This window comes from Thiocapsa marina 5811 (assembly GCF_000223985.1).
Taxonomy (GTDB): Bacteria; Pseudomonadota; Gammaproteobacteria; order Chromatiales; family Chromatiaceae; genus Thiocapsa; species Thiocapsa marina.
The window spans coordinates 244,330-267,758 of sequence record NZ_AFWV01000003.1 but is presented as its reverse complement, the minus strand read 5'-3'; the positions used below and the strand labels follow the sequence as shown (position 1 = coordinate 267,758).

Below are 23,429 nucleotides of genomic sequence, written 5' to 3'. Positions count from 1 at the left end.
ATGTCATGGATCAAGCGCAAGCCTCCGCCGAGGCGCGCGCCTTGCCGGCGGAGCACGCGAGCGCGGCCGAATACTCCGGAAACCGCGCGACTCAGCTTATTGATGGACCCTTCAAACGACACCGACGAGCACTGGATGCAATTGGCCCTGACCCTCGCCGACCGCGCCGCGGCGGAGGGCGAGGTCCCGGTCGGCGCGGTCCTGGTCCTGAACGACGCGGTCATCGGCGAGGGCTGGAACCGGCCGATCGGGACCCACGACGCGACCGCCCATGCCGAGATCCAGGCCCTGCGCGATGCCGGGCAACGCCTAGGCAACTACCGCCTCCCCGGCACGACCCTCTACGTCACCCTCGAGCCCTGCGTCATGTGCGCGGGCGCCATCATCCACGCCCGTGTCGGCGAGGTGGTCTTCGGAGCGGCGGATCCGAAGGCGGGCGCCTGCGGGAGCCTCTTCGACATCCTGCCGTCGGACGGACGCTTCAATCATCGCACCGGATGTCGCGGCAGCATCCTCGCCGATGCGTGCGGCGAGGCGCTACGTGGCTTCTTCCGTGCCAGGCGCCGCCGACAGACGATCCCGACGATAGACAAGTAAGGTTCCGCGACTTACACTTACCAGCTTGTCGAAAGCGAGCAATTCGCACGACAGACAATCTCGGAGAGGTGCCGGAGTGGCCGAACGGGCTTGACTCGAAATCAAGAGAAGGCGCAAGCCTTCCGTGGGTTCGAATCCCACCCTCTCCGCCACATTGATTTTCAACCGGCCGTGACAATTCAGATTTTTTGGGCGCTGCCCGATGCTCCTGAATGTGCCCAACCGTGGCGGTGTTAGACCATTTTTCGGTCTTCGCGCGAACCTCGGCGCCGGTCGGAAAGAATAGAAGTCCTTGAGCCTGATCGCTTTCCTTTCGGATCAGACCACTCGGATCGGTCCCGTATAGCGCCCGACGACGGGATCGGACGTCAACAGCAAAATCCCCTCGACCAACGCCTGAGCCACCAAGATCCGGTCAAAGGGGTCCTTATGGATCGGCTCCAGTCCGGCGACGGCAACTGCGTGCCGGCCGTCGATCGGCAGCTCCAACCAGCCATTGTCCACTAGCCCTCGGCGCAACAGTCCCGGATCGACGCGGAAATCCGGCCGTCCCAAACCGCGCTTGATTGCAACCTCCCATAGGCTCGCGGGGCTGAACATCGGCGTGTGCTCGTCGTTGTCGAGCATGGCGCGCGCGATGTCGGGCAAGCGCTCAGGCCAACCGGCGGCCCAGAGCAGCAGATGGGTGTCGAGCAGCAGTTTCATGCGTCGCCGCCGCTGAACAGCGCTGCGATCTCGTCAACGCGCATCCGATCGAAGTCGTCGGGGACCTCGATCTCCCCGCGCAGGAAGCCGAGCCTCCGGCATTGCTTCGGCTCCGGCGTATCCAGCGGGACCACCTTGACGAGCGGTTTGCCGGCGCGGGCGATAACGAAGGGCTCGCCGCGGGCAGCCTGCTCGACCAGGCGGGACAGGTTGGTCTTCGCGTCGTGCATGTTCACCGCCATCATCGTGTCTCTCCAATCAACCGGACTTACTTAGCTTAGCCCAGGCACATGGGGATCGCAACGGCGGACTCTCCCTCGGAGAAAACAGGCGCTGGCCAGGGCTTCGGTAGGCAAATCCGGGTCTGGGATTTCGGCATGCCGAGCCGCCTTCAGCCGCCTAGTCGGGTTCCGGAGTCGGCGTACTTGGATCAGCGTCGGGCCCGCCGTACTTGTGCGAATTGTCACCGGAGCTGAAGACTCTCTTCGCGCTCCACCCGATCAGGCATCTTGCCGAGGGAATTGAGTACACTGTTCTCGGAACTCCAACTCCCATTGACGGCGAACCCCGGCCCGATCCATGAGGATTCGCGAGGATCGATCGATGAACAATAACCCTTCTGTCGTCGTGCGCCCGTTTCGCGCCTGCGCCTGCGGCGCATTGCTGCTCGCCTCGCAGGTTTCGGCCGATCCGGCGGTCGGCGGATCATGCGAGGCCGAGGTCGGCGTCATCGCAGGCGATTACATCGCGTGTTTGTTGGAAGCCCACGCCGATAACCTGCACGGGGAGGCACAGGACCCGGCACGGATGGCAGTCGGTCTCGAGGACTGCGATCGCGAGCATCTGCAACGTTACGTCGAGACGGTCCTGCAGGATCCCGCATCCTGTCCCGGCGCCGAGGAATCCTTCGATGGCCTCTTCAAGCACCTCCGGCAGTTGCACCAGGGCGCCTTGGGCGCGGTCGATCAGGTGGCACTGCTTGTCTCCGGTCGATCGATCACGCCGGTCGCCGGAAAGGTCATTCTATTCAACAACTGCGCCCTGCCCTTGAAGCTGATGTCGGACACCAATGCCGCGATCGACGGCAATGTCCTGCAGGCGGGGGAGCAAGAGACCTTCCCGATCGGCGAGCTTCACGCGGGGAGCCCGAACACGATCTTGGTCGCACCGGTGACGACCAGGGACCAATGCGGAGACCTGGCGTGCGAGGATTGGACCGCGGTGCAGCCGAACAGGGTGCAACGCGAGCCCGGGATGTGGGAAGACCCGAACCTGACTTACGCGGCCTACTGTCAGCCGACCAATGCAGCTGCCGCACAATGCTCGAGCGATCCCGCCGAGACGCCATGCTGCGGTCCGAACATGAACTACGACAAGACGTTCGGAACCCATTTGGAATTGACGCCGGACTTCCAGGGGCAGGACTTCGTGAACCTCAGCACCAACGCCATGCCTCCCTTGCTTTGCGGTCCCGGGGTCGACCCGAACAACTGTGTCACTGCGAGCGCCAATATCTTCTTCAACGTGCCGATCCACGTGGACATGGCCGGCGGAGACTGTGCATGCGACAGCCTTGGAAACCGCAGTCAGTTGATTTGTACAACAGTGAGTTGCGAAGATGCTTACCAATATCCCCTCGATCCGAAGCAATGCGCCTGTTCGAGCGGCGGCCAGCGCGGCTATACCGTGACCTACTGCCCGGAGGGTTCGCCTCTGCCGCGGATTCCGAGCGCGTCTTGAGCCGGCGCGCAAGGGCACGAGCGTCACGAACATGGCATCGGTATCCGGCATGGGAAATCGGGGCGGACCCGACAGATGACGCGTTCGAGGTGCCCGCGCTGTCGCTGGACCCCAGCACGTTAATCCGCCCGTTACCGCGTCAGATCCGTTCTTATCGTCAGCCATTGCATGACTACAAGACCCCACTCTCCCTCGCACGATCCTGGTCGCACCGTTGACGACCAGGGACCGCTGCCGAGACCTAGCGGGCAAGGATTGGACCGCGATCCAGCCGAACAGGGTGCAACGCGCGCCCGGGATGCGGGAAGAACCGAACCTGACTGACGCGGCCTAGTGTGGGCGAACGAATGCAGCTGCCGCAATCCGGACCGAGCAGTCGAGCGGTGCCGACATACCGATTGCCCGATGGCACTAAATGGTTTCGGATGCGTCACGTTTTTTGGCGACAAATCGCGTGCCCTCCGAAACCCAGCGCCTTTGTTTCACAATCACCACCAACAGGATCGCACGCCATGACCGACAACGCCCCAAGCGCACAGGAGGTCACCCTGCACAACGGGGTGGTCATGCCCACCATCGCCTTTGGCTGTGCCTTCGGCGACTGGGTGGGTGCCACCGAGTTCCAGGGTTTTCTGCCCGAACAGGCGTGGCGCGCCGTCTCGCTGGCCCTCGACAACGGCTACCGTGCATTCGACGGTGCCCGCGCCTACGGCACCGAGCGCATCGTCGGCACGCTGCTCGGCCAGCGCTTCGCCAGCGGAGAGCTGACCCGCGAGGAGCTGTTCATCACCACCAAACTCGCGCACCCAGCGGCGCCGCCGCACATCAATATCTCGCACCGGCGCACCTGGGATGCCGACAAGGTCGACGACATTGCGCAGAAGGTCCGCGACGATATGGTCGACACCCTGGACGACCTGGGCCTCGGCTACGTCGACCTGCTGTTGATGCACTGGCCCGGCGGCTTCGGAGAGCACACGAGCAGCGACCCCGACTTCCCGCGCAAGGCCCGCGCCGCCATCTGGCGCGCCTTCTGCGGGCTGGCGGACAAGGGCGCGGCGCGCGCCATCGGAGTGTCCAATTTCACCATCGCCCACCTGCGCCAGCTGATGGAGGACGTACCGGAACCGGAGTACCGCCCCACCGTGAACCAGTTGGAGATGCATCCGTACTGCCGGGACCCGGAGCTGGAGTCTTTCTGCCGCGACCAGGGCATCGTCGTCACCGCCTACGCGCCCTTCGCCAGCGGCGCGTTCGGCATGCTGCGCGATCCCGTGCTGGCCACCATCGCCGAGCGCCACGGAAAGACCCCGGGCCAGGTGGTACTGCGCTGGCATGTGCAGAGCGGACGCACGGCGCTGCCAAAAACCACGAAGGCCGTGCGGATGGTCGAGAACCGCGACATCTATGACTTCACCCTCAACAACGACGAGATGCAAGCCATTGACGCCTTAGGAGACGGACAAGCACGGCGCACCTGCCCAGACCCGTCGACCGTCGCCTGACCACTGGGATGGCGCTTCGGCGACCCTCCTCTCAAACACATACCGCCTCCGCGATCTTGGCTGATGGCAGGTCGTCTCACGACAGAGCAGCGGGGCGATTAGGCATGCTAAACCGCGCCCGGTACGGTATGCGTCATGCGTTGGAGTGGCTTGGCCGCGCCGGCTCCGACGACTGTCGGAGCCGGCGCGCTCAAGCCTTGCCTCGGTGATCCTCGTCAAGGCGTTGGTCGAGCGCATGCGATCACGCCGCTTCGCGGCGGACGACCGGTTGATCTGCGACTACAAGATCAGAGTCGTCGATGGCGAGATACGACTCCGGGCCGAAGCGCGCGATCCTTACCCCAAGGATCAGAGGGCATCGTGACGGGCATCGGATGTGGTTCACATGTCGACGCGTCCGTCTGCTACGGCTTGGGCAAGCGACCCGACACGCGCTCCGCGATTAGCTTCCCGAAGCTCAGCCGATCTCCGGCAAACCGGCCGGCGGATGTCAGGATGATCTGGTACGGGCCCGCGAACACCGTGAGCTGACCGGTATCCGCATCCCAGCCGGCGGGTCCGGCAAGGCCGTCGACCGGTACGAGAACAGCCACGTCGCCGAGCTCGCGACGCAACTCGTCCAAATAATCGGCGTAGGCTTGCGCGGTATCGGCCGCACCATGCGCCTTGACCAAGAGCCCCACGCTGAGCATCGGCGCGTCGGTATGGGCGTTGTCGTAGTTGCACATCGACACCCAAAACGGCCCGCTACCGAGCTCCTTGCCGTTGGGCTCGCCGACAATCGAGCCATACACCGCCTCGACATCCGCCTCGGTCAGCAGCGCGCAGGCATCGACGGGCGGGGGCGCAGGGACCTCCGCCCGGATCGCGGCGCAAGGACCGCACAGCAGCCCGGCGAGCAGAAGCGGGATCGACAGCCGGCATCCTCTCGGCGTAGAGCGAGTCACGCAATGGCTGTGGAGCATGGGCATCCTCGTCGTGGTCCGAACGCGTCGGTGTCGGGATCGGAGTCGCGGAAAAGCACGACACGAACAGTGGCTTCAGCGAGCGTCCGGCGCACCGAGTGCGTACTCAACCGCTGCCTCGGTATGGATCGCCATACTGTCGAACACTGGGACGCTCACGTCCTGCTGGCCGATCAGGAGAGGGATCTCCGTACACCCCAGGATCACGCCCTCGGCCCCCTCCTCGCGCACCAGCCGTTCGATGATCGCGACAAAACGCTTCCGGGCCTCGTCGGTAAAGCGGTTGGCACAGAGCTCATCGAAGATGATGCTGTTGATCTCGTCCTGCTCCTCGGCGCTGGGCACGACGACGTTCAGCCCGAACCCCTCGCGCAAGTGATCGCGGTAGAAATCCGCTTCCATCGTGTACTTGGTCCCGAGGAGCGCGACGGTGCGGACACCGGCGGCTTTGACGCGGGCACCGACGGCGTCGGCGATATGCAGCACCGGGATATCCACCTCGCGGGTTATCAGATCCGCAGTGGAGTTCATGGTGTTGGACGCGATGATGATGAAGTCCGCGCCGCCGCGCTTCAGCCGCCGACCGGCGTCCAGCATCGTCGCGCGCAACGGCGCCCAGTCGCCATCCAGTGCGAGGCGTTCCTGTTCGGCGAACGGTCCGAACGCGATGGAGTACATCAGCACCGGCGCCGAGTGCAGACCACCCAAGCGTGCGGCGATCCCTTCGTTGAGCTGCCGGTAATACTCCGCCGACGAGACCCAGCTGATACCGCCGATGACGCCGATGGTCTTGATCTGCGCCGCAGCGGCGACGGGGGGAACGGACTGAGCCGGCGCGGTGGTGGCCGGTTCGGCCGCCCAACCGCTTGACAGGGTCAACATGGGCAAGAGCAGAAGCAGGATTCGACACGCGCGTTTCATGATGCAGAACTCCAGTGTTGCAATGATGCCGACAATGGGGTGGCCAACGGGTCGGCAGCGACCGCGCTGGTGCTTTGTCTCGGCCGCATCCCCCGGAAAGGCTCCGGTCCGCCGCCGGTGAGCCGTGGCCGATCGGATATCAGCTCCAACAGCGGACGTTCGCCGACAAGCTCCTCGTCCGCTCCGACGGATGGGCATAGGCGCTCGACCACGGCCCCGGGCAACCACTCTTGGAAATCTCGCCATCGGTCGGTCAATCCCTCGTCACGGAAAGGTCACTTCGTGCTCCGATCGATCCGCCGCATTTCGTCCAGCGAATCAAGCAAACCGTCCCGGGATCGCCCTGGCTCCCAGTGCTTGTTCATTTTACGTGCGCTGTTCGCTTCCTGCTTGATGGCAAGGATCGTATGCTTGTCCGAGCTTTGGAGAGGATGCGCGTCCGAAACGGGGAATCGACGGTGTCATGATAGGCGGTGATGGGCAGGCGCCCCTTGCCGACACACGCATTGCGGCGAACGTGTGCTTCGGATACGGTGCTCATCAACGCGGCATGGAGGGCCGTATGCCGGCCTTGCTCGTCAGTCCGGTACCATCGTGGAACGTGGCGCAGAGGGCCAGGGGGCATGCGTGACACCGCAGAGCGGGTGTCACGAGCGAATGATGTTTTGGGTGGCAGGTCTTGGGTCTTGCGAGCGAGGCCCCGTTTGCATTCGTAACCCGCGGTACGCTTGTGCTCTCGCGCATCACCCCACCGCAGACCGAAACCCTGCGACCGATCCCTGAAAGCCCGCAGCGACAGCATGTTCGACGATCACGCGCCCCCCGCAAGCCCTCTACCCGTCCAGACGCTCGGCGCCATGGGTGCGCAGATCACGCAGGTCGTGTCCTTGCTCGGGCGTTTCGGCCTGGGGTTCAGCCTTCACGACGCAGGTCAGCCGATTCCCGGCTCCTATTGGGGTGAATCGGAAGCCGGCCTGGTCGGCGACGTCCTGCATGCCACACCCGAGACGCCTCTGCACTCGGTTCTGCACGAGGCGGGGCATTGGATCTGCATGGACCCGGATCGGCGCGCGCGACTGCATACGGATGCCGGCGGCGACGACCCGGAAGAGAACGCGGTCTGTTATCTCCAGGTCTTGCTGGCGGACGCCGTCCCGGGTCTCGGGCGCGAGCGCCTCTTCGCCGACATGGATGCCTGGGGCTATAGCTTCCGGCTGGGCTCGACCAAGCGTTGGTTCGAGGAGGATGCCGAGGATGCTCGACTCTGGCTCTTGGCGCATGGCCTCGTCGATTCGGCGGATCGCCCGACGTGGCGGGTACGCCAATGTCCTCGACCGCCCTATACTTGAGGTATCGGATCCCCGCAGAAGTAGGAGTCACCGATGCGTATCGCTCACCTGACCGTCGCGGTTTTGATCATCGTCGCTTCCGCCCCGACCTTTGCGTGGGGCCCTTACGGACCGCCACCGCCCGGACCTTACCCTCCCGCAGCCCCATGGGCCGGCGGATGGAACAACCCCGGTTTCTTCGTGGATCCGGGCAACCCGCACGGGCCGCGATCTTTCGGACCACCGCCGCTCATGGAGCCGCCGGGATTACCTGTGCCGCCGAGCAACCCGTTCGCCGCACAATCGGACGCACCGTCCGCGCAGCCCGAGGCATCGAGTCGGCAGGCGAGGCGTCTGTCGATCTCGCGGCGGGCGACCCCCGATGCCTATCTTGTCGAGATCCGGCTCGCGAACATCGATCCCGAGCAGGTTCAGGTCATTTCACGAGGGCACGGATTGAGGATTGCGTACCGGACACGGGCCGAAGAGTATCGTGAAGACAGGTTCGGCGCGGACTCCGGTCGGAGCTACAGCGTCATGAGCGGGTCGGCGAGTCAGCGTCTGGCCTTACCGCCGGACGCCGACATAGCCGCCATGTCGCGCGAGGTGACCTCGGACGGGATCCAGCTGCGCATCCCGCGTGTAGATCTGCGCCGATCGGCGCCTTGGTTGAATCCACCGGTGCCGGAGCGGAACGCGGACTCAGGCCGGAGTGCAGCTGCACCGGAGTGAGCAGTCATCGATTAAACCGCGTCTCCACGAGGTTCGGAAAAATCCCTAATCCCGACACCAAGTGAAAATGACGCATGTCGCTCTGGACGCGGTTTAGCGATCAATTGTTATCGAACGGTTGCCTACAGCCGGAAAGCAGCCCATCAGCCAGGAACCCAAGCCAATGCCCTTCGACACACCTCAGGACGCCGAGGACGCCTTCTACGATGCGCTGGAGGCGGGCGACCCCGCCGCCATGAAAGAGGTGTGGGAGGACTCGGAAAGTATCGCCTGTCTCCTGCCGATGACGCCGCTGGTGATGGGGCCGGAGGTCATGCAACTTTGGCGGTCCATCTTCGAGCAGGCCGGCGCCTTCGACATCCAGGTGCGTCACCTTGCCTGGATCGAGGCCGGAGAGACCGCGATCCATCTGATCGAAGAACGGATGCAAGGCGGGGCGCCGGGCCAGCCGGGTCCGGCGATCTACGGCACCAACGTCTTCAGGAAAGGGACCGATGGCTGGCGCCTGCTGATCCATCAGAACTCCCCGACGCCGCAGGCGCCGAGTGCGCCGGGGGCTTAAGATCGAAACCGATCAAGATGGCCTCGCCTTAAGCCTCGGTCGTCGCGTCCATCTCACGACGCTCGGCTGCCGGCTCAACGAGGCCGAATCCGAAGAGTGGGCCGAACGCTTTCGGGACGCGGGTTTTCGCGTGGTCGACGCGAGCGCCCCCGCTGACCTGGTCGTCGTCAACACCTGCGCCGTCACGCAGGAGGCTGTGCGCAAATCGCGCGGAGTCCTGCGGCGCAGCCAACGCGCCAATCCGGAGGCGCGACTGATCGTCAGCGGCTGTCTCGCCACGCTCGGAGACAGCGCGGTTTCAGCGGAGTCCGGTGTCGATCTGATCGTCGCCAATCGGGACAAAGACCGTTTGGTGGAGATTGCGCTCGAAACGCTGAACCTTCCGGCCATGCCCGAGACGGCTGCAAACGATGCCGCCGGAGCACTCTTCGCGCGCGGCCGTCAGCGTGCCTTCATCAAGATCCAAGACGGCTGTCGCTACAGCTGTACCTTCTGCATCACCACCGTCGCGCGGGGGGCGGAGCGCAGCCGCTCCCAAGCCGAGATCATCGCCGCGATCGAACGACTGGTCGCACAGGGCATCCGCGAGGTGGTGCTGACCGGCGTTCATCTCGGCGGATACGGCAGCGACTCGGGCGATACGCTATCGGACCTGATCGCGCGCATCCTCGGCGAGACCGGGATTCCCCGTCTGCGCCTCGGCTCGCTGGAGCCTTGGGACCTCGGCGATGCCTTCTGGCGAAACTTCGAGGATCCACGCCTGATGCCGCATCTGCACCTGCCGCTGCAAAGCGGCTCGGACCCTGTTCTGCGACGCATGGCGCGACGCTGCAAGACGGCCGAGTTCGCGGGTCTGGTCGAGCAAGGTCGCGCGCATGTACCGGACCTCAACATCACGACCGACATCATCGTCGGTTTCCCCGGCGAGAGCGACGAGGACTGGAACGACACGCTCGCCTTCGCCGAGTCCGTGCGGTTCGGATACATCCATGCCTTTGCCTACTCGCCGCGGGCAGGAACCCGCGCGGCCGAGATGCCGAGCCAGGTCGATCGCCAAACCAAGCATCGGCGATTGAACGCCCTGAAGGACCTCGCGACGCACATGCGCACGGCGGTCTTGCGCGAGCAGATCGGCAAGGCCGTCGAGATCCTCTGCGAGGGCAACCCCGACGGCGAGCGCCGGGAGACCCGATTCGGGTACACCCCCAACTATCTGCCGGTCCAGGTCGCGGCGCACGGGACCGCGATCGACGGCAATGAGCTCGTCAGGGTCGTGCTGTCCGGCTTGGACGAAGGAAAACTCGCGCTGGTCGGGCAGCCAAAGGATCGGCGCGCGGACAGCCGGGACTGAGGCACGCGGAACCGGGCTCAGAGGCCCCGGTCGATCTGCGCAGCGCGAGCGGCACTGAGCTCCGTGGCAACATACGCAAGCGCGAGGCCCATCTCGCGCGTCCAGGACAGCTCGATTCGCCACGCCGGCGACGGCGTCCAGACATGCATGGCAACGCCCTCGCCGCGACGAATCGCGACCAGACGGCGCCCGGGCGTGGTCGCATCGGGGGAGAAGCGGCTGCGGTCTTCGCCGGGCCCGTAGATGTCGCGCAAGGCCGCATAGGTCTCCTCGTAGCGCAGTTGCGTCGAAACGCCGAAGGCCCGCACGACCTTGTAGATCTTGCCGTTGAAGGCGAGCACATAGAGGCGATCCGGGCCATCGACGAACACCAGGGCCAAGCTCGTGTCCTGTTCTTGGCGCACAAGCGGGGGCGGAACGCTCTGCAATAGCGGGCCGACATCGCCGCCCAGGCAGTAATGCCCGAACACCATCTTGAGGCACGGCTCGTTCGCGAAGGCACCCGACGAGGCGAAGGCCGCCAGGAGAAGGGTGAAGATCGCGGCGATTCGGATCCCCCTTGTCCCGCGCATGATGCCTCCGCAACGCGGTTGAAGGTCACGGTGCATCATCGGCCGCACCCGGCGCCTTGAACGACGAGGGCCGCACCCTCGCCGAAAAGCGGTGTCGCGGCCTCCCGGGGCAGCGGATGGAGCTCCAAAGGTGCGCCCCAGAGGCGTTCCATCACCGGAGCGACCTTGATCGGCTCGCCGCTTGTCCAGAAACGCTCGGTTCCCGCACGGCCGGGCGGCGCCAGCAATCCGGCCTCGGCCAGACGGCGGTGAACCTGCCGGGCAACCGCAGCACCCGAGTCCAACACCCTGACGCGCGGCCCGACGATCTCGCCGACCAGCCCGCCCAGATGCGGATAATGGGTGCAGCCCAAAACCAGGGTATCCGCGCGTCGGGCCAAGAGCGGCTCGAGGTAGGCAGCCAACAGGGCGCGCGTGCCTTCGCCCTCCAGGTCGCCGGCCTCGACGCGCTCGACCAGACCCGGACAGGCCTGGAGGAGAATCTCCGGCCCCTCGCCCAAGCGCGCAAGCAGCTGCTTGAAGGTGTCGCTGGCCAAGGTCTGGCGCGTCGCGAGAACACCGATCACGCCCGAGCGGGTCTGCTCGATGGCCGGCTTGACCGCCGGCTCCATGGCGATCACCGGCACCGAATACCGGTTCCGAAGGACCCGGGCCGCCGCACCGGTGGCCGTATTGCAGGCCACGACAATCGCCTTCGCCCCGCGTGCGAGCAGCAGCTCGGTGACGGCGACCGCGCGCAACTCGATCGCATCGGCAGACTGATCGCCGTAGGGCGCATAGGCCGAGTCGGCGACATAGAGCAGGTCTTCGTCCGGCAGCTCACGCCGGATCTCGCGCAGGACCGAGAGACCGCCGACACCCGAGTCGAAGACGCCGATCGGCTGATGCGACGTCATCGATCGAGCGCTCTTGCCGAAGTCTGTTTTCGGGACATGATATGAGGCATCAGGATCGCCGTGTTGATGAAAAGGACGCATGTCACTCCGGACGCGGTTTAGTCCGGATCCGAATCGGCGCTCGATCTCGGAGGGACTCACAGATCGAACCGCGCCCAGACGGGACAATGATCCGAGGGCTTCTCCATTCCGCGAATGGCATAGTCGATATCGGCATCCAGCAGACGCTCGCGCAGGGGCGCGGTCACCAACAGATGATCGATCCGCAGACCGTGCTTGGGATCACGCTCGAAGCCGCGCGAGCGATAATCGAACCAGCTGAAGCGGTCGTCGACCTCCGGGTGCACCACGCGATAGGCGTCGACCAGACCCCAATCGGTCAAGGTTTTCAGCCATTCGCGCTCCTCCGGGAGGAAGCTGCATTTGCCCGTGCGCAGCCAGCGCTTGGCGTTGTCGGCCCCGATGCCGATATCCAGGTCAAGGGGTGCCACATTCATATCGCCCAACACGACGAGGTTCTGATCGGGTGTGCAGAATTCCCGCAGGTAGGCGGTGAGATCCGCATAGAACTTGCGCTTGTTCGGGAACTTGATCGGATGGTCACGGCTCTCGCCCTGCGGAAAGTAGCCGTTGATGACCGTGATTTCGCCTCCGCCGGGTAAGGGATAGCACCCGATGATGGCGCGACGCTGAGCGTCCTCGGCATCCCCCGGAAAGCCTTTGGCAACTGCGAGCGGTTCGGCCTTGCTCAAGAGCGCGACACCGTAGTGCGACTTCTGACCGTGGAAATGGGTCGCAAACCCAAGCCCCCGCACCAGGTCGACCGGAAAGGCATCGTCGGCAACCTTGCACTCCTGCAGACCCAAGACGTCCGGATCATGGGCGGCCTTGATCGCTTCGAGCTGATGGGGTCGCGCACGAATCCCGTTGATATTGAAGGATATGATCTTGAACACGACGACGACGCTCGGTCACCTGGTTGGCCGACAATGGGCGAAAAGGCTACCACGGCAACGACACGCGTCCAAACCCGCCGTGGACATGCCCCAAGCTCGCGGATGACCCGACGCGGATCGAGCCGGCAACCCCGCCGCGGCGCGTTGGTGTATCTTGGGCTACCCTCAAACGACCTCACCCGCTTTTATGAAGGCGATGATCCTCGCCGCCGGCCGCGGCAATCGAATGCGCCCCCTGACCGATCGGGTCCCCAAGCCCTTGCTCGAGGTAGGCGGCCGCCCGTTGATTCAATACCATCTGGAGCGTCTAGCTGCGGCCGGGATGCACGACATCGTGATCAACCACGCCCATCTCGGCGAGCAGATCGAGGCGGCACTCGGTGACGGCCATCACTTCGGCGTTCACATCCGATATTCCCCCGAGCAAACGGCCCTCGAGACCGGTGGCGGCATCTTCAAAGCCCTGCCGCTCCTCGGGCCGGACCCCTTCCTCGTGATCAACGGCGACATCTGGTCCGACATTGATCTTGTCGGCCTGCACCTCTCAGGAAACGACCTCGCCCACCTGGTGCTGGTCGACAACCCGCCGCACCATCCGAGCGGCGATTTCGTCTTGCGGAACGGCCGGGTCCAAGCCGACGGAGACCAAGCCGAGGCCGGCCGCATCGACGCCAGCAGGCGTCTGACCTTCAGCGGGGTCGGCATCTACAGCCCCGGCCTATTCGCGGGGTGTCGCCCGGGGGCCTTTGCGCTCGCACCTCTGCTTCGAGACGCAATGGCACAGGGCCGGGTCGGCGGAGGGCATCACCGCGGACACTGGCTCGACATCGGCACGCCCGAGCGTCTCTCCGAGCTGGATCGCCTCCTTCGGGAGTAATCGCGGCGCGCCGCCTATCGAGTGGCCCGAGATCCGACCATAATGGAGCCTAAGTCAACCGTGACGGGGGACAAGGGATGGGCCAGGAGATTGCAGAGGCGCATTTCACCGAGCAGGACTTCGTCGAATTTGCCGACCGGCTGCGCGAGGAGACGACGCTCCTGGAGCACTGGCTGGACTCCGATCGCTTCGAGACATCCGATCCGACCGCGGGATTCGAGCTGGAGGCTTGGCTCGTGGATCCTCGGCTGGATCCGGCACCCGAGGTCGAGTCGCTCCTTGCGGGTCTGAACGACCCCTTGGTGGTCGCGGAGCTCGCAACCTTCAACGCGGAGATCAACGGTTCACCGAGGCCGTTGACGGGCGACTGTCTGTCCCGGCTCGCGACCGAGCTCACGGCGACGCTGCAACGCTGCGACCGCGTGGCGCAGACACTGGGGACCCGTCTCCTGACGATCGGCATCCTGCCGACCGTGCGCCCGCAACATCTCAGCCTCGGCGCCATGACACCGCGACAGCGTTACCGGGCCCTCAACGACCAGATCTTCGCCCTGCGGCACGACCGGCCTTTGAAGCTCGACATCGCGGGTCGCGACCGCCTCGCGTTGGAGTGGCACGACGTGATGCTGGAGGCCGCCGCGACCTCGTTTCAGATCCACCTTAAGGTCACCCCGAGGGAAGCGGCGCGCGTCTACAACGCATCCAAGCTCATCAGCGGGCCCATGGTCGCCATCTCGGCCAACTCACCCTATCTCTTCGGCCACGATCTTTGGGACGAGACACGGATCCCGCTCTTCGAGCAGGCAGTCTCGCTCGGCGGCCCCATCCTGCAGGAACGGGTGAATTTCGGTTTCCGCTATGCCGAGCGTTCGATCATGGAGACCTTTCGCGCAAACCTCGACCGCTATCCGGTTCTGCTCCCGCACCTCATGGTCGAGGAGCCGCAGGCGCTGGCACATCTGCGTCTTCACAATGGTACCATCTGGCGTTGGAATCGCCCGCTGCTCGGCTTCGATGCGGCAGGGCGGCCGCATCTGCGCATCGAGCACCGTGTCGTTCCGGCCGGCCCGACCGTGGCGGACATGTTCGCGAATGCGGCTTTGTACCTAGGTGCCGTGCGTGATCTAGCCGGACAACTCGAGCCGCCGGAGTCGCGAATGCCCTTCCTGCAGACCCGCGCAGCCTTTTATACCTGCGCGCGCGAAGGACTCGATGCCGAGATCCAGTGGCTCGACGGCGCGATCTCGCCCGTCGCCCGGATCCTGCGGGAGGATCTCTTGCCCCGAGCACGGCGTGGGCTGCTCTCAGCAGGCATCGACCCGCCGGAGATCGCGCATTGGCTCGGCATCATCGCGCGACGGCTCGAGACGGGCCGAACGGGAGCCCGCTGGCAGCGTGCCTGGGTCGCGCGCCATGGCCCCGACATGGCCGGCCTGACCGCAGCCTATCTGGAACAGCAAGGGACGGGGCGGCCGGTACACGCGTGGACCCTGCTCGGCTGATCGGATCGAGCCGAAGCTACGGATCCCTCGCATCGACCACCACGGGCTCGACCGGAGACCTAAACCGCACCGGCGCCAACGGCCGTCAAGTCTGCCGGGGCCGTCCCATTCGAAAACATCGCATACCGCGCCGGGCGCGGTTTAAACTCACCCCCGAATCGACGACCAAGACGCCATGCTTCAAGAGCTCGATCACCTTCCGGAAGGCATCCTCGAGGCCGAAAGCCATGAGCTGAATCGGGTGCTCGGTGCGCCGACCTTGATCCATCTGTCCGGCGCCCGCGAGCCCGCGCTCTTCGTGTCGGTGCTCATGCACGGCAACGAGACCGTCGGTTGGGAGGCGATCCGCGCCGTCCTGCGCGAACGGCTCGAACGCTTCGGCGAGCTGCGCCTGCCGCGCGCGCTGAGCCTGTTCATCGGCAACGTCAGTGCAGCGGCATCCGGGGTGCGCCATCTGCCCGGACAGCCGGACTACAATCGTGTCTGGCCCGGCACCGAGCGAGCGCATACCCCCGAGCACGATCTCATGGCCGAGGTCGTGCGCATCATGGCCGACCGCGGGCTGTTCGCCAGCCTGGATCTGCACAACAACACCGGCTCCAATCCGCACTACGCCTGCGTGAATCGGCTCGACAATCGATTCCTGAACCTTGCGAATCTGTTCGGACGCATCGTCGTCTATTTCACCCGGCCGACCGGCGTACAATCACTCGCCATGGCCGAGCTGTGCCCGTCCGTCACGGTGGAATGCGGCAGGGTCGGCGAGCAGCAGGGGATCGAGCATGCCCGCGGTTTCATCAATGCCGCGCTGCATCTCGCGCGCATCTCGCCCCATCCGGTGGCGTCGCAGGATATCGATCTGTTCCACACGGTTGCCCAGGTGAAGGTCCGCGAGGACGTAGCATTCGGTTTCGCTCCGGAGGAGACCGACCTACAGCTCAATCCGACGATCGAGCACCTCAACTTCTGCGAGCTGCCGCGGGGCATGGCCTTCGCGCGCATCCGCCAGGGTCTCGGAATCGGTCTGGACGTCCGCGACGAGCACGGCAGGGATGTCGGCGAGCGTTATTTTCATGTCGAGGATCACGAGCTCCGTCTGCGTCAGCCCGTGATGCCCTCGATGCTGACGACTAATCAGGTCGTCATTCGCCAGGACTGTCTCTGTTATCTGATGGAACGCTACAGCGACCATCTGCCGCACGAAGGCTAAACCGCGTCCAGAGAGCGAAGCGCGTCGTTTTCATCCCTCAGACCTCTGCCGACGTCCCGCCGTCGAGCACCTCGCTCGCCTGCCGATCGGCGTGGTACGACGAGCGCACCATCGGCGCGCTCGCCACGTTGGAAAAGCCGATCGACTCGGCGAAGAGCCGCAGATCGTCGAACTCGTCGGGTGTCCAGTAGCGCTTCACGGGCAGGTGATCGCGGCTGGGCTGGAGGTATTGGCCCAAGGTGAGCATGTCGCAACCATGCGCGCGCAGATCCCGCAGAGTCTCGTCGACCTCCTCGCGCGTCTCCCCGAGCCCGAGCATCAAACCGGATTTGGTCGGAACGCCGGGGTGCGCCGCCTTGAACGCGGCGAGCAGCCGCAGCGAGCCCGCATAGTCAGCACCGGGGCGCGCCTCCCGGTAGAGTCGCGGAACCGTCTCGAGATTATGGTTGAAGACGTCCGGCACGCCGGCCCCGACGAACTGCTCGAGCGCAACCGCCTCGCGTCCGCGGAAATCCGGGACCAAGACCTCGAGCTTGATTGCCGGACTGCGTTCGCGAACCGCGGCAAGACAGGCCGCGAAATGCGCGGCTCCACCGTCGCGAAGATCGTCGCGGTCGACCGATGTGATCACGACATACCGCAGGCCCATGGCTGCGATCGACTCCGCCAGATGTCGCGGCTCGAGCGGATCGAGGGGCTGCGGACGCCCGTGCGCCACATCGCAGAAGGGGCAGCGACGCGTGCAGATGTCGCCCAGGATCATGAAGGTCGCGGTCCCGTGATTGAAGCACTCGCCCAGGTTCGGGCACATCGCCTCCTCGCAGACGGTCGCCAGCTTGCCCTCGCGCAGCAGGTTCTTGATCCGGCTGACTCCCGCTCCTACGGGCGCCTTGGCACGAATCCATGCCGGTTTGCGCAGGATCTCCGTCGTGGGCTCGACCTTGACGGGGATGCGCGAAACCTTGTCGTGCCCGCGCTGATGGGTTTCGGGTGTCGTCCGAGAAGGTGCGTCAAGCGGTTGTTCAAAAGACATGGCTGATATCGCGCAAGGTGGGAGTAAGCAATCGGAATCGGACCCGCCGAGGGGTGCAGTCCGGAAATCTCTGGACCGTCCGAGATCATGCTCGTTGTCGTTGTCGTCATCGGCCATCGATACGACCAAAACCGCGATGACGACAAAGACAACGAAGCGTCTCGGCACATTTGCCGTGCTGCTTTACGAGAGTCGCTGCGTTTCGTCTAGAGAGGTTTGGGACATGCTCGGCCGATCACCAGTCCGGCCTCGATCAGGGCCCCCTTGCGTGCGGGTTTCACGTTTCGCGAACGCACCCGTCGGAGGCTGTTTCAGCGCGGGAACAGGCGATTCATCAGCAAACCGAACCAGGGCGTAAACCACTCGGGCCGTCGCCGGAGTGCACGATGGATGGCCGGGACGGACATCCATCGCCAGGCCCCGATCTCCGACGGATCGGGGCGCGGATCGCCGGCGTAAACGCCGAAGAAGACATGAAGATACTCGTGCTCGATCAGACCCGACGCCCGGTCCTCGGCGCGATAGACGAGCTGCGTGCGCTCGGTGAGCGGTACCCGGATTCCGAATTCTTCCTTCAGGCGTCGGCCGGCGGCCTGCGTCGTCGCCTCATCGGGCCGGGGATGCCCGCAACAGGTGTTGGACCAACGCGTCGCGAAATGATATTTGACATCGGCGCGCCGCTGCAGAAGAAGGCGGTCGTCCGCATCGAAGACCAGGATCGAGAAGGCTCGGTGCAGTTGACCGTCGCGATGCGCGTCGATCTTCCCGGCGCAGCCAAGGACGAGATCGCGGTCATCGACCAGGATGACTTGCTCGCGGGCGTCACGTTGCGATGCAAGCTCCAAGGCGTCGCCCACAAGCGGCGGTACGATTCGAGCACTCAATCATGACCTCCAACAAAACGTCTCGGAGCGACGTCGATACATTGCGGCTCAGGCAGCACGGCAACCGAAGGCGTCGATCGCGGCGCTCAACTCCGCATGATGAATGGCGTAATCCTCGATCGGGATCCCGCCAGCAATGGCATCCCACGCTTGACGGATGCTTGCGGCACCGCCACGAGGGCCCATCGGGTGCCCGAAGACACCACGCCCCGGAACGAAGCCGAAATCGCGCGTTCCGAGCGCATCGTGGACCCGCTCGAGCGTCCCGGCCCAATCGCTTCCGCCGGGCACCGGCAGGCTCGGGCGCAGATGCCCCATCGGCTCCAGGCATGCCGCGGCGTTGCGACGAACCTCGGTATCAGACATGAACATTCGACCGCCGAAGCCGGGCATGATGATGACGTCGAATCCGGCAAGCCGCTGAAGCTTGGTCATCACCACCGAGCCGATGCCGAAACGCTCCAATCGACTTAAGGCGGCAATCATCGGGAAATGCGCGACCAAGGGCACGCGGGTCTGCCGAGCAAGCATTCGAACAGCGCTCAATCCGACCGGCAAGGCGTTGACGAGAAGGGCGTTCGCTCCATTTGCGACAGCCATATCGTGCAGATCGGTCAATCGATCCACCTCGTCGGTGACGTTGGCCAAGTAGACCTTTGCGCTGCCCGTCTCCGCTTCCGCCCGCCGACGCGCCGAACCCAAGAGCGCGGAACGACGCTCGAGGCTACACCAATCGGTGTCGCAAAGCATCTCGTCGTCTTTGGCGACATCCAGCCCACCGAGCCAGCCCTGTAGGCCGAGCTCCGCCATATCCTCGGGTGGCAGTCCGATGTTCGGCTTGATGACGCCGAAAAAGATCGGGCGATCGTAAACCCCGAGGAGGTCACGGAAACCCTCGACCCCGTAGCGCGGACCGTCGAATCTGCTCAGATAGGCATCGGGAAAATGAATGTCGAGCAATTTCACGACCGGGGCGCCGGGCGAGAAGAAGGTGCCTTCGCCGCACACCGCGCTCAGGAGATTCGGGATTCGGGGACCGAAGTTGCGATGCGGTTGAGCGATGCGGACGCGACAGGCGTGAATCTTACCCTCGCCCGGCGCCGTCAAACCGTAGCTGAAATCCGGGAGTGTCGCATCGACGGCGAGGTGAACGACCTTGGCGCCGAACTCGCCGCGCAGGTCCTCCCCCGAGCCCACACGGTGCCACTGTGCGGTCGACTGCTCCGAGCAGAAGTGCGCCACGGCCAACCGCGGATCCCCCCGACACTCCATGTAATAGTCGAGACGCAGATAGGCGTCCGGATCCAACGTATCCGCATCCGCAAAAAACCCTTCGAGATCGGCACCCGTCATTCGCTAACGCTCTCCGTTGACCTGCATCAGAAGATGACGCTCGTCGCGCGGGCCATCCAATTCGATGAAAAAGATCGATTGCCATCCGCCGAGAAGCAGAGCACCGTCGGCAACGGGAATGGTCTGCGATGCGGTCATCAGAAGCCCGAGCAGGTGGGAATGTGCGTTCAGACGACCGTCGATCGGATTGCGGTTGTGACGAAAATCCGTATCGGCGGGAACGAGTCGGTGAAGGAAGTCGAGCATGTCGCGCTGCAACATCTGCTCTTTTTCATTCAAGCACACGAATGCGGTCGTATGGGGCGAGAACAAGGTCACCTGACCTTGAATAATTCCGATTCGTTGGAAGCGTTCCTGAACGCGTGCCGTGATATCGATGATCTCGATCGGCGCGGCCGTGCGTAGGACGATCGATTCGCAGGGGAGGAACATGCAGAGCGCTTCGGTCGGAGTGCTGCGGGCGGAGTGCTGCGGGCGGAGTGCTTCGGGCGTTGCGTTCTCGGGCGGAGCCGGCCTTGCGCACCGCCGCCCGAGATCGCAACTCGCGGCCTGATCTAACGGCCGGCAGGCAGGGGAGCCATCTGTGTCGCAGGCGTCACAGCGGCAGCGCTACCCGCAGCCGGCGCGCCGTCGGACAGCCAGTTGAAGTCGGCCGTGCTGAGCAGGATAAAGTGGATCAACAGCCCGAGCACCAACAGGAAACCGAACAAAGCAACCAGTGTTCTGCGCGGATCGAAGATCTGCCAAATCTTATGCATGAGTTAATCTCCTAAAGACATAGACCGGGACGGCGCAGTTCGCTGCGCTCCTCCCGTCGGAATCCATCGCGAGTCTAAGGCGCTCAACTACAGCCAGGGGCGCCAGAACCAGGCAAGGATGTGAGCAAAGACAACAACCCCGACGAACCCGGACATGCTCTGCACGAAGATGCCGTGAAACTCCTTCGCCTCTTCTTCGGTCAGCCCGGACATGCTTTTCTCTTCAGCCATGGAACTACCCTCACTTGTCATGTTTTGGCCAGTTGGCCGTTACCGCGACTTTCCCGCGGCGGGAACCACATTGGATCGGATCGCCCATAGGTCTCGAAGGCCAATGCGGACGATCCCGATGCGAACACCAGACTAAACGCCGCCGAGCCAGTTAAAGGCAGGACTGCTGAGCAGGATAAAGTGGATCAACAACGCCAGGACGAGCAGGAATCCAAGCAAGCCTGAGAGTGCTCTACGCGGATCGAAAATCTGCCAAACTTTGTGCATTTTCAAACTCCAGTGTCTAAAAGATGGGACTTGCTGTATCAGCAAACGCCCGGTGGGTCATCATTCGACGCCCGCCGCCTCGGTTAAAGCCAAGGACGCCACAACCAAACCAGGATGTGCGCAACGACCACGATCGATGTGAAGGTGACAAAACTCGACACGAAGATGCCATGAAACTCTTTCGCCTCGTTTTCTGTCAGACCCGATGTCGTGACGTTCCGGTTGGTCATCGATAGCTCCTCGCCTTGTGACCGGGACCCTTTCCCTATCAGGTGTTATACCCTAGCCTGAGCAACCTGACGGTTGCGAGCGGCAGGATAAGGGTGCGGCCTGCTGAATCATCTCACCCGCTATGCGCCGGACCGGAATCAGGCGCTGCCTCTTGGCCTCCTTGCCTTTCCGGCCAGCCGAGCCGGCCGACTTGCTCACAACTGCTTCGGCCCCTCCGCGGGCGCTGCTTCTGCCGCGGGCTCGACCGGAGCCGCTTCCTCGGGTGCCGCAATCAGGGTCGGACCTGCAAGTGCGGGGTAGTCCTTGAGCATCTGAGCACCGTAAAGCGGCTTGTACGCGCCCTGATGGCAGGTCACGCAGCTCACCCGGTAGGGGTCGCCCAGCGGACCCTTCCGCGTCTCGGGCAATACCTCGTTCAACGGCCAGATGTATTCCTGGTTGATCTCACGCACATGCCGGATCGCGTACCAAGCGGTCGTGCGCTGCGGGGTGCTCTGGTCCCAGGCAAAGAAGGACCGACTGTTGTGGCAGAAGGTGCAGTTCACGCCGAGCGCGTCGGACATCTGCATCATCAACCCATAGGTCCACTCCGCTTGCTTGATCGAAGTCAAGTTGCCGCTCGGCAGAGCAGAATCGCCGATCACGCGGATCTCGTTGGCCTGATCGAGGAACGGGGTGAAGGGATCGAACGGCAACGACGCATAGGCGACCGTCGACGAGGCGATGTTCTGGCCCGTCGGGGACACGCCGGAGGGCAGATCCGGACCCGGATCGGTCGTCCAGACATACTCGGGGACCGGCTTGCCGCGATGGCAGGTGTAGCAGGTCACGCCCGTATCCGCGACATGGTCCTTCCATGCCGAATTGGCCTGCTGCGTCATCTGGAACATCTTACGCGATACGACCTTCGTATAGATGTCGTCCGACGCCCAGTTGCCGGGCACATGGCAATAGTTGCAACCCTGCTCCGGAGCGACCCACGTGGTTACGGCTACCATCAAACGCGTGAAATCCGCAACCGTGAGGTCACTCAGGACCTGGACGTTCTCATAGACCTCGGAGACCTTCGGTCCGCCAGGCGGTGCCGCCGGAATCACCTCGGGAGGCTGGTTCGCCTTATAGTTGCGTGCCAGATCGCCCGGGTTTTGGACATGCTCCATCGCAAGACCGCGGTAACCCAGCTGCACGGTTTCGGGAGGCGGCGCTTCACAGCCGGACACGAAAACCGAAGCAACAACAGCAGCCAGCGGGATCGACGTGTAATGAGTCATCTTCATTGCGAAACCCCCTGCAACAACGTCGGATCCACAGCGCCGTCAAGCGGATAGACTGGAGCGACACCATGCTTCACTGCCCACAGATACCAGTTGTCGACGACGGTGCCGGTCAGGAGAATCCCGATGCCCGCTGTAATGACGGTCAAGACCGCGAACCACCAGGCCCAGCGATGAATGGATTCCATCGTTGCGTTGAAGCCCATCGTCCAGCGCCAGAAGAGTGCTGCGCGCTCCGCCGCCGTACCGCGATCGGTGATCTGGTCGATCTCGCGGTCGCCACCGAACCGGCTGACGGCGAGGATGGTCGCACCGTGCATGGCAAACAGCAGGGCCGAGCCATACAGGAAGGCGATCGAGAGCATGTGGAACGGGTTGTAATAGAGGTTCCCGTACCGAATCGAGAAGGCCGCCGTCCAATCAAGGTGAGGGAAGATACCGAAAGGCACCGCCTCGGCCCAGCTTCCCATCAACACCGGGCGAATGAAGCCCAAGCTCAGATAGAAGAAGATCGCCGCTGCAAACGCCCACGACAGCCACTGACTCAAACCCAGATCCGCAGCACGCTTATAGGTCCGGATCCACCAAAGGATGATCGACGTGGTCAGAAAGAACCCGGCGATCAACCACCAGCCACCATCACCCAAAGGAGGGATACTGAGGCCGTACGAGGGTGGCGGCGGCTCGAGCGCCAACCAGAAGAAGTTCTTGACGAACTCGATCGGGCTCCAGTTCACGGAAGCTGCCATGTTGAAGCCGATGATCTCAATGGCGATAAAGCCAAAGAGCAAGGATGCAACACCGGTGAATCCGAGGTAGATGGGACCGATCTGAGCGTCGCCGATCTTGCCCGCCCAGTAGGAAAAGATCGGCGTGCCGATACGCGGCAGATTGCCTTTCGGCATGGGCGTTCCGGGGTAAGCCGGAGAGCGCACCTGCACGCTTGTAAAAATGTTCTGATATTCAGCCATTGTTGTCT

At 63.9% G+C, this 23,429-nt stretch carries 27 protein-coding genes and 1 tRNA gene; 11 read left to right on the top strand and 17 right to left on the bottom strand.

Annotated features, from left to right (window positions below):
- Positions 1 to 102 precede the first annotated feature (102 nt).
- Both tadA and THIMADRAFT_RS05640 read left to right on the top strand, forming a co-directional pair.
- Positions 103 to 597 carry a tRNA adenosine(34) deaminase TadA gene (gene tadA, locus THIMADRAFT_RS05645; protein WP_040729862.1) on the top strand — a complete coding sequence of 165 codons (495 nt, stop codon included), beginning with the start codon at positions 103 to 105 and terminating at the stop codon, positions 595 to 597.
- Positions 598 to 659: 62 nt separating this feature from the next.
- Positions 660 to 749, top strand: a tRNA-Ser gene (locus THIMADRAFT_RS05640).
- Positions 750 to 915: 166 nt separating this feature from the next.
- Here the strand turns inward: THIMADRAFT_RS05640 and THIMADRAFT_RS05635 are convergent.
- Positions 916 to 1,302 (bottom strand): type II toxin-antitoxin system VapC family toxin, encoded by a 387-nt coding sequence (locus THIMADRAFT_RS05635; protein ID WP_007192017.1) that lies wholly within the window; start codon positions 1,300 to 1,302, stop codon positions 916 to 918.
- Complete coding sequence (locus THIMADRAFT_RS05630; protein WP_007192016.1) at positions 1,299 to 1,547, bottom strand: type II toxin-antitoxin system Phd/YefM family antitoxin; 249 nt, start codon at positions 1,545 to 1,547, stop codon at positions 1,299 to 1,301. Before THIMADRAFT_RS05630 ends, THIMADRAFT_RS05635 begins: the two co-directional genes overlap by 4 nt.
- Positions 1,548 to 1,905: 358 nt before the next feature.
- Here THIMADRAFT_RS05630 and THIMADRAFT_RS05625 point away from each other — a divergent pair, with 358 nt between their 5' ends.
- Together THIMADRAFT_RS05625 and THIMADRAFT_RS05620 are read left to right on the top strand one after the other, a co-directional pair.
- Positions 1,906 to 3,042, top strand: coding sequence for a glycoside hydrolase 64/thaumatin family protein (locus THIMADRAFT_RS05625; RefSeq protein ID WP_007192015.1), 1,137 nt, complete (start codon positions 1,906 to 1,908; stop codon positions 3,040 to 3,042).
- Positions 3,043 to 3,554: 512 nt separating this feature from the next.
- On the top strand, positions 3,555 to 4,547 hold the full coding sequence (locus THIMADRAFT_RS05620; protein WP_007192014.1) for an aldo/keto reductase family protein: 993 nt from the start codon (positions 3,555 to 3,557) through the stop codon (positions 4,545 to 4,547).
- Between the two features lie 404 nt (positions 4,548 to 4,951).
- Here THIMADRAFT_RS05620 and THIMADRAFT_RS05615 read toward each other — a convergent pair whose 3' ends face one another.
- Together THIMADRAFT_RS05615 and THIMADRAFT_RS05610 are read right to left on the bottom strand one after the other, a co-directional pair.
- The gene (locus tag THIMADRAFT_RS05615) at positions 4,952 to 5,512 is read right to left on the bottom strand and encodes a hypothetical protein (RefSeq protein WP_007192013.1); all 561 of its coding nucleotides are present in this window, start codon (positions 5,510 to 5,512) and stop codon (positions 4,952 to 4,954) included.
- A 75-nt stretch (positions 5,513 to 5,587) separates the two neighbouring features.
- The gene (locus tag THIMADRAFT_RS05610) at positions 5,588 to 6,433 is read right to left on the bottom strand and encodes an aspartate/glutamate racemase family protein (protein ID WP_007192012.1); all 846 of its coding nucleotides are present in this window, start codon (positions 6,431 to 6,433) and stop codon (positions 5,588 to 5,590) included.
- Positions 6,434 to 7,233: 800 nt separating this feature from the next.
- Here THIMADRAFT_RS05610 and THIMADRAFT_RS05605 point away from each other — a divergent pair.
- The 4 genes from THIMADRAFT_RS05605 to mtaB all read left to right on the top strand — a co-directional run bounded on the left by THIMADRAFT_RS05605 (position 7,234) and on the right by mtaB (position 10,406).
- The gene (locus tag THIMADRAFT_RS05605) at positions 7,234 to 7,782 is read left to right on the top strand and encodes a hypothetical protein (protein WP_007192011.1); all 549 of its coding nucleotides are present in this window, start codon (positions 7,234 to 7,236) and stop codon (positions 7,780 to 7,782) included.
- A 33-nt stretch (positions 7,783 to 7,815) separates the two neighbouring features.
- On the top strand, positions 7,816 to 8,493 hold the full coding sequence (locus THIMADRAFT_RS24440; RefSeq protein ID WP_007192010.1) for an Hsp20/alpha crystallin family protein: 678 nt from the start codon (positions 7,816 to 7,818) through the stop codon (positions 8,491 to 8,493).
- A 163-nt stretch (positions 8,494 to 8,656) separates the two neighbouring features.
- The gene (locus THIMADRAFT_RS05595) at positions 8,657 to 9,055 is read left to right on the top strand and encodes a YybH family protein (protein WP_007192009.1); all 399 of its coding nucleotides are present in this window, start codon (positions 8,657 to 8,659) and stop codon (positions 9,053 to 9,055) included.
- Complete coding sequence (gene mtaB / locus THIMADRAFT_RS05590) at positions 9,039 to 10,406, top strand: tRNA (N(6)-L-threonylcarbamoyladenosine(37)-C(2))-methylthiotransferase MtaB (RefSeq protein WP_007192008.1); 1,368 nt, start codon at positions 9,039 to 9,041, stop codon at positions 10,404 to 10,406. The genes THIMADRAFT_RS05595 and mtaB overlap by 17 nt, the downstream gene beginning before the upstream one ends.
- Positions 10,407 to 10,423: 17 nt before the next feature.
- Here mtaB and THIMADRAFT_RS05585 read toward each other — a convergent pair whose 3' ends face one another.
- The 3 genes from THIMADRAFT_RS05585 to xthA form a co-directional block, all read right to left on the bottom strand.
- Positions 10,424 to 10,978 (bottom strand): hypothetical protein, encoded by a 555-nt coding sequence (locus THIMADRAFT_RS05585; RefSeq protein ID WP_007192007.1) that lies wholly within the window; start codon positions 10,976 to 10,978, stop codon positions 10,424 to 10,426.
- A 35-nt stretch (positions 10,979 to 11,013) separates the two neighbouring features.
- Positions 11,014 to 11,874 carry a glutamate racemase gene (murI, locus tag THIMADRAFT_RS05580; protein WP_007192006.1) on the bottom strand — a complete coding sequence of 287 codons (861 nt, stop codon included), beginning with the start codon at positions 11,872 to 11,874 and terminating at the stop codon, positions 11,014 to 11,016.
- Between the two features lie 137 nt (positions 11,875 to 12,011).
- Positions 12,012 to 12,830 carry an exodeoxyribonuclease III gene (gene xthA, locus THIMADRAFT_RS05575; RefSeq protein ID WP_007192005.1) on the bottom strand — a complete coding sequence of 273 codons (819 nt, stop codon included), beginning with the start codon at positions 12,828 to 12,830 and terminating at the stop codon, positions 12,012 to 12,014.
- Positions 12,831 to 13,017: 187 nt separating this feature from the next.
- Between xthA and murU the strand changes: the two genes are divergently transcribed.
- From murU to THIMADRAFT_RS05560, 3 genes are all read left to right on the top strand, one after another.
- Positions 13,018 to 13,707: an N-acetylmuramate alpha-1-phosphate uridylyltransferase MurU gene (gene murU, locus THIMADRAFT_RS05570; RefSeq protein WP_007192004.1), complete on the top strand. Its 690-nt coding sequence runs from the start codon at positions 13,018 to 13,020 to the stop codon at positions 13,705 to 13,707.
- Positions 13,708 to 13,784: 77 nt separating this feature from the next.
- On the top strand, positions 13,785 to 15,209 hold the full coding sequence (locus tag THIMADRAFT_RS05565; protein ID WP_007192003.1) for a glutamate--cysteine ligase family protein: 1,425 nt from the start codon (positions 13,785 to 13,787) through the stop codon (positions 15,207 to 15,209).
- 175 nt (positions 15,210 to 15,384) lie between these two features.
- Complete coding sequence (locus THIMADRAFT_RS05560) at positions 15,385 to 16,419, top strand: M14 family metallopeptidase (RefSeq protein ID WP_007192002.1); 1,035 nt, start codon at positions 15,385 to 15,387, stop codon at positions 16,417 to 16,419.
- A gap of 37 nt (positions 16,420 to 16,456) precedes the next feature.
- Here THIMADRAFT_RS05560 and lipA read toward each other — a convergent pair whose 3' ends face one another.
- The 10 genes from lipA to pufM all read right to left on the bottom strand — a co-directional run bounded on the left by lipA (position 16,457) and on the right by pufM (position 23,421).
- On the bottom strand, positions 16,457 to 17,452 hold the full coding sequence (lipA, locus tag THIMADRAFT_RS05555) for a lipoyl synthase (protein WP_007192001.1): 996 nt from the start codon (positions 17,450 to 17,452) through the stop codon (positions 16,457 to 16,459).
- Positions 17,453 to 17,763: 311 nt separating this feature from the next.
- Positions 17,764 to 18,336: an isopentenyl-diphosphate Delta-isomerase gene (idi, locus tag THIMADRAFT_RS05550; protein ID WP_007192000.1), complete on the bottom strand. Its 573-nt coding sequence runs from the start codon at positions 18,334 to 18,336 to the stop codon at positions 17,764 to 17,766.
- A 48-nt stretch (positions 18,337 to 18,384) separates the two neighbouring features.
- Positions 18,385 to 19,689 carry a RuBisCO large subunit C-terminal-like domain-containing protein gene (locus THIMADRAFT_RS05545; RefSeq protein ID WP_007191999.1) on the bottom strand — a complete coding sequence of 435 codons (1,305 nt, stop codon included), beginning with the start codon at positions 19,687 to 19,689 and terminating at the stop codon, positions 18,385 to 18,387.
- A gap of 3 nt (positions 19,690 to 19,692) precedes the next feature.
- Entirely contained in the window at positions 19,693 to 20,121 is a 429-nt protein-coding gene (locus tag THIMADRAFT_RS05540) for a secondary thiamine-phosphate synthase enzyme YjbQ (RefSeq protein ID WP_007191998.1), read from the bottom strand.
- Positions 20,122 to 20,243: 122 nt separating this feature from the next.
- The gene (pufA, locus tag THIMADRAFT_RS05535; protein ID WP_007191997.1) at positions 20,244 to 20,447 is read right to left on the bottom strand and encodes a light-harvesting antenna LH1, alpha subunit; all 204 of its coding nucleotides are present in this window, start codon (positions 20,445 to 20,447) and stop codon (positions 20,244 to 20,246) included.
- An 87-nt stretch (positions 20,448 to 20,534) separates the two neighbouring features.
- Positions 20,535 to 20,678 (bottom strand): light-harvesting antenna LH1, beta subunit, encoded by a 144-nt coding sequence (gene pufB, locus THIMADRAFT_RS05530; protein ID WP_007191996.1) that lies wholly within the window; start codon positions 20,676 to 20,678, stop codon positions 20,535 to 20,537.
- Positions 20,679 to 20,810: 132 nt separating this feature from the next.
- Positions 20,811 to 20,945, bottom strand: coding sequence for a light-harvesting antenna LH1, alpha subunit (gene pufA / locus THIMADRAFT_RS25445; protein WP_007191995.1), 135 nt, complete (start codon positions 20,943 to 20,945; stop codon positions 20,811 to 20,813).
- A gap of 83 nt (positions 20,946 to 21,028) precedes the next feature.
- Complete coding sequence (gene pufB / locus THIMADRAFT_RS05525) at positions 21,029 to 21,175, bottom strand: light-harvesting antenna LH1, beta subunit (protein ID WP_007191994.1); 147 nt, start codon at positions 21,173 to 21,175, stop codon at positions 21,029 to 21,031.
- Between the two features lie 195 nt (positions 21,176 to 21,370).
- The gene (gene pufC, locus THIMADRAFT_RS05520; protein WP_007191993.1) at positions 21,371 to 22,453 is read right to left on the bottom strand and encodes a photosynthetic reaction center cytochrome PufC; all 1,083 of its coding nucleotides are present in this window, start codon (positions 22,451 to 22,453) and stop codon (positions 21,371 to 21,373) included.
- Positions 22,450 to 23,421: a photosynthetic reaction center subunit M gene (gene pufM / locus THIMADRAFT_RS05515; RefSeq protein ID WP_007191992.1), complete on the bottom strand. Its 972-nt coding sequence runs from the start codon at positions 23,419 to 23,421 to the stop codon at positions 22,450 to 22,452. The genes pufC and pufM overlap by 4 nt, the downstream gene beginning before the upstream one ends.
- Positions 23,422 to 23,429: the final 8 nt, after the last annotated feature.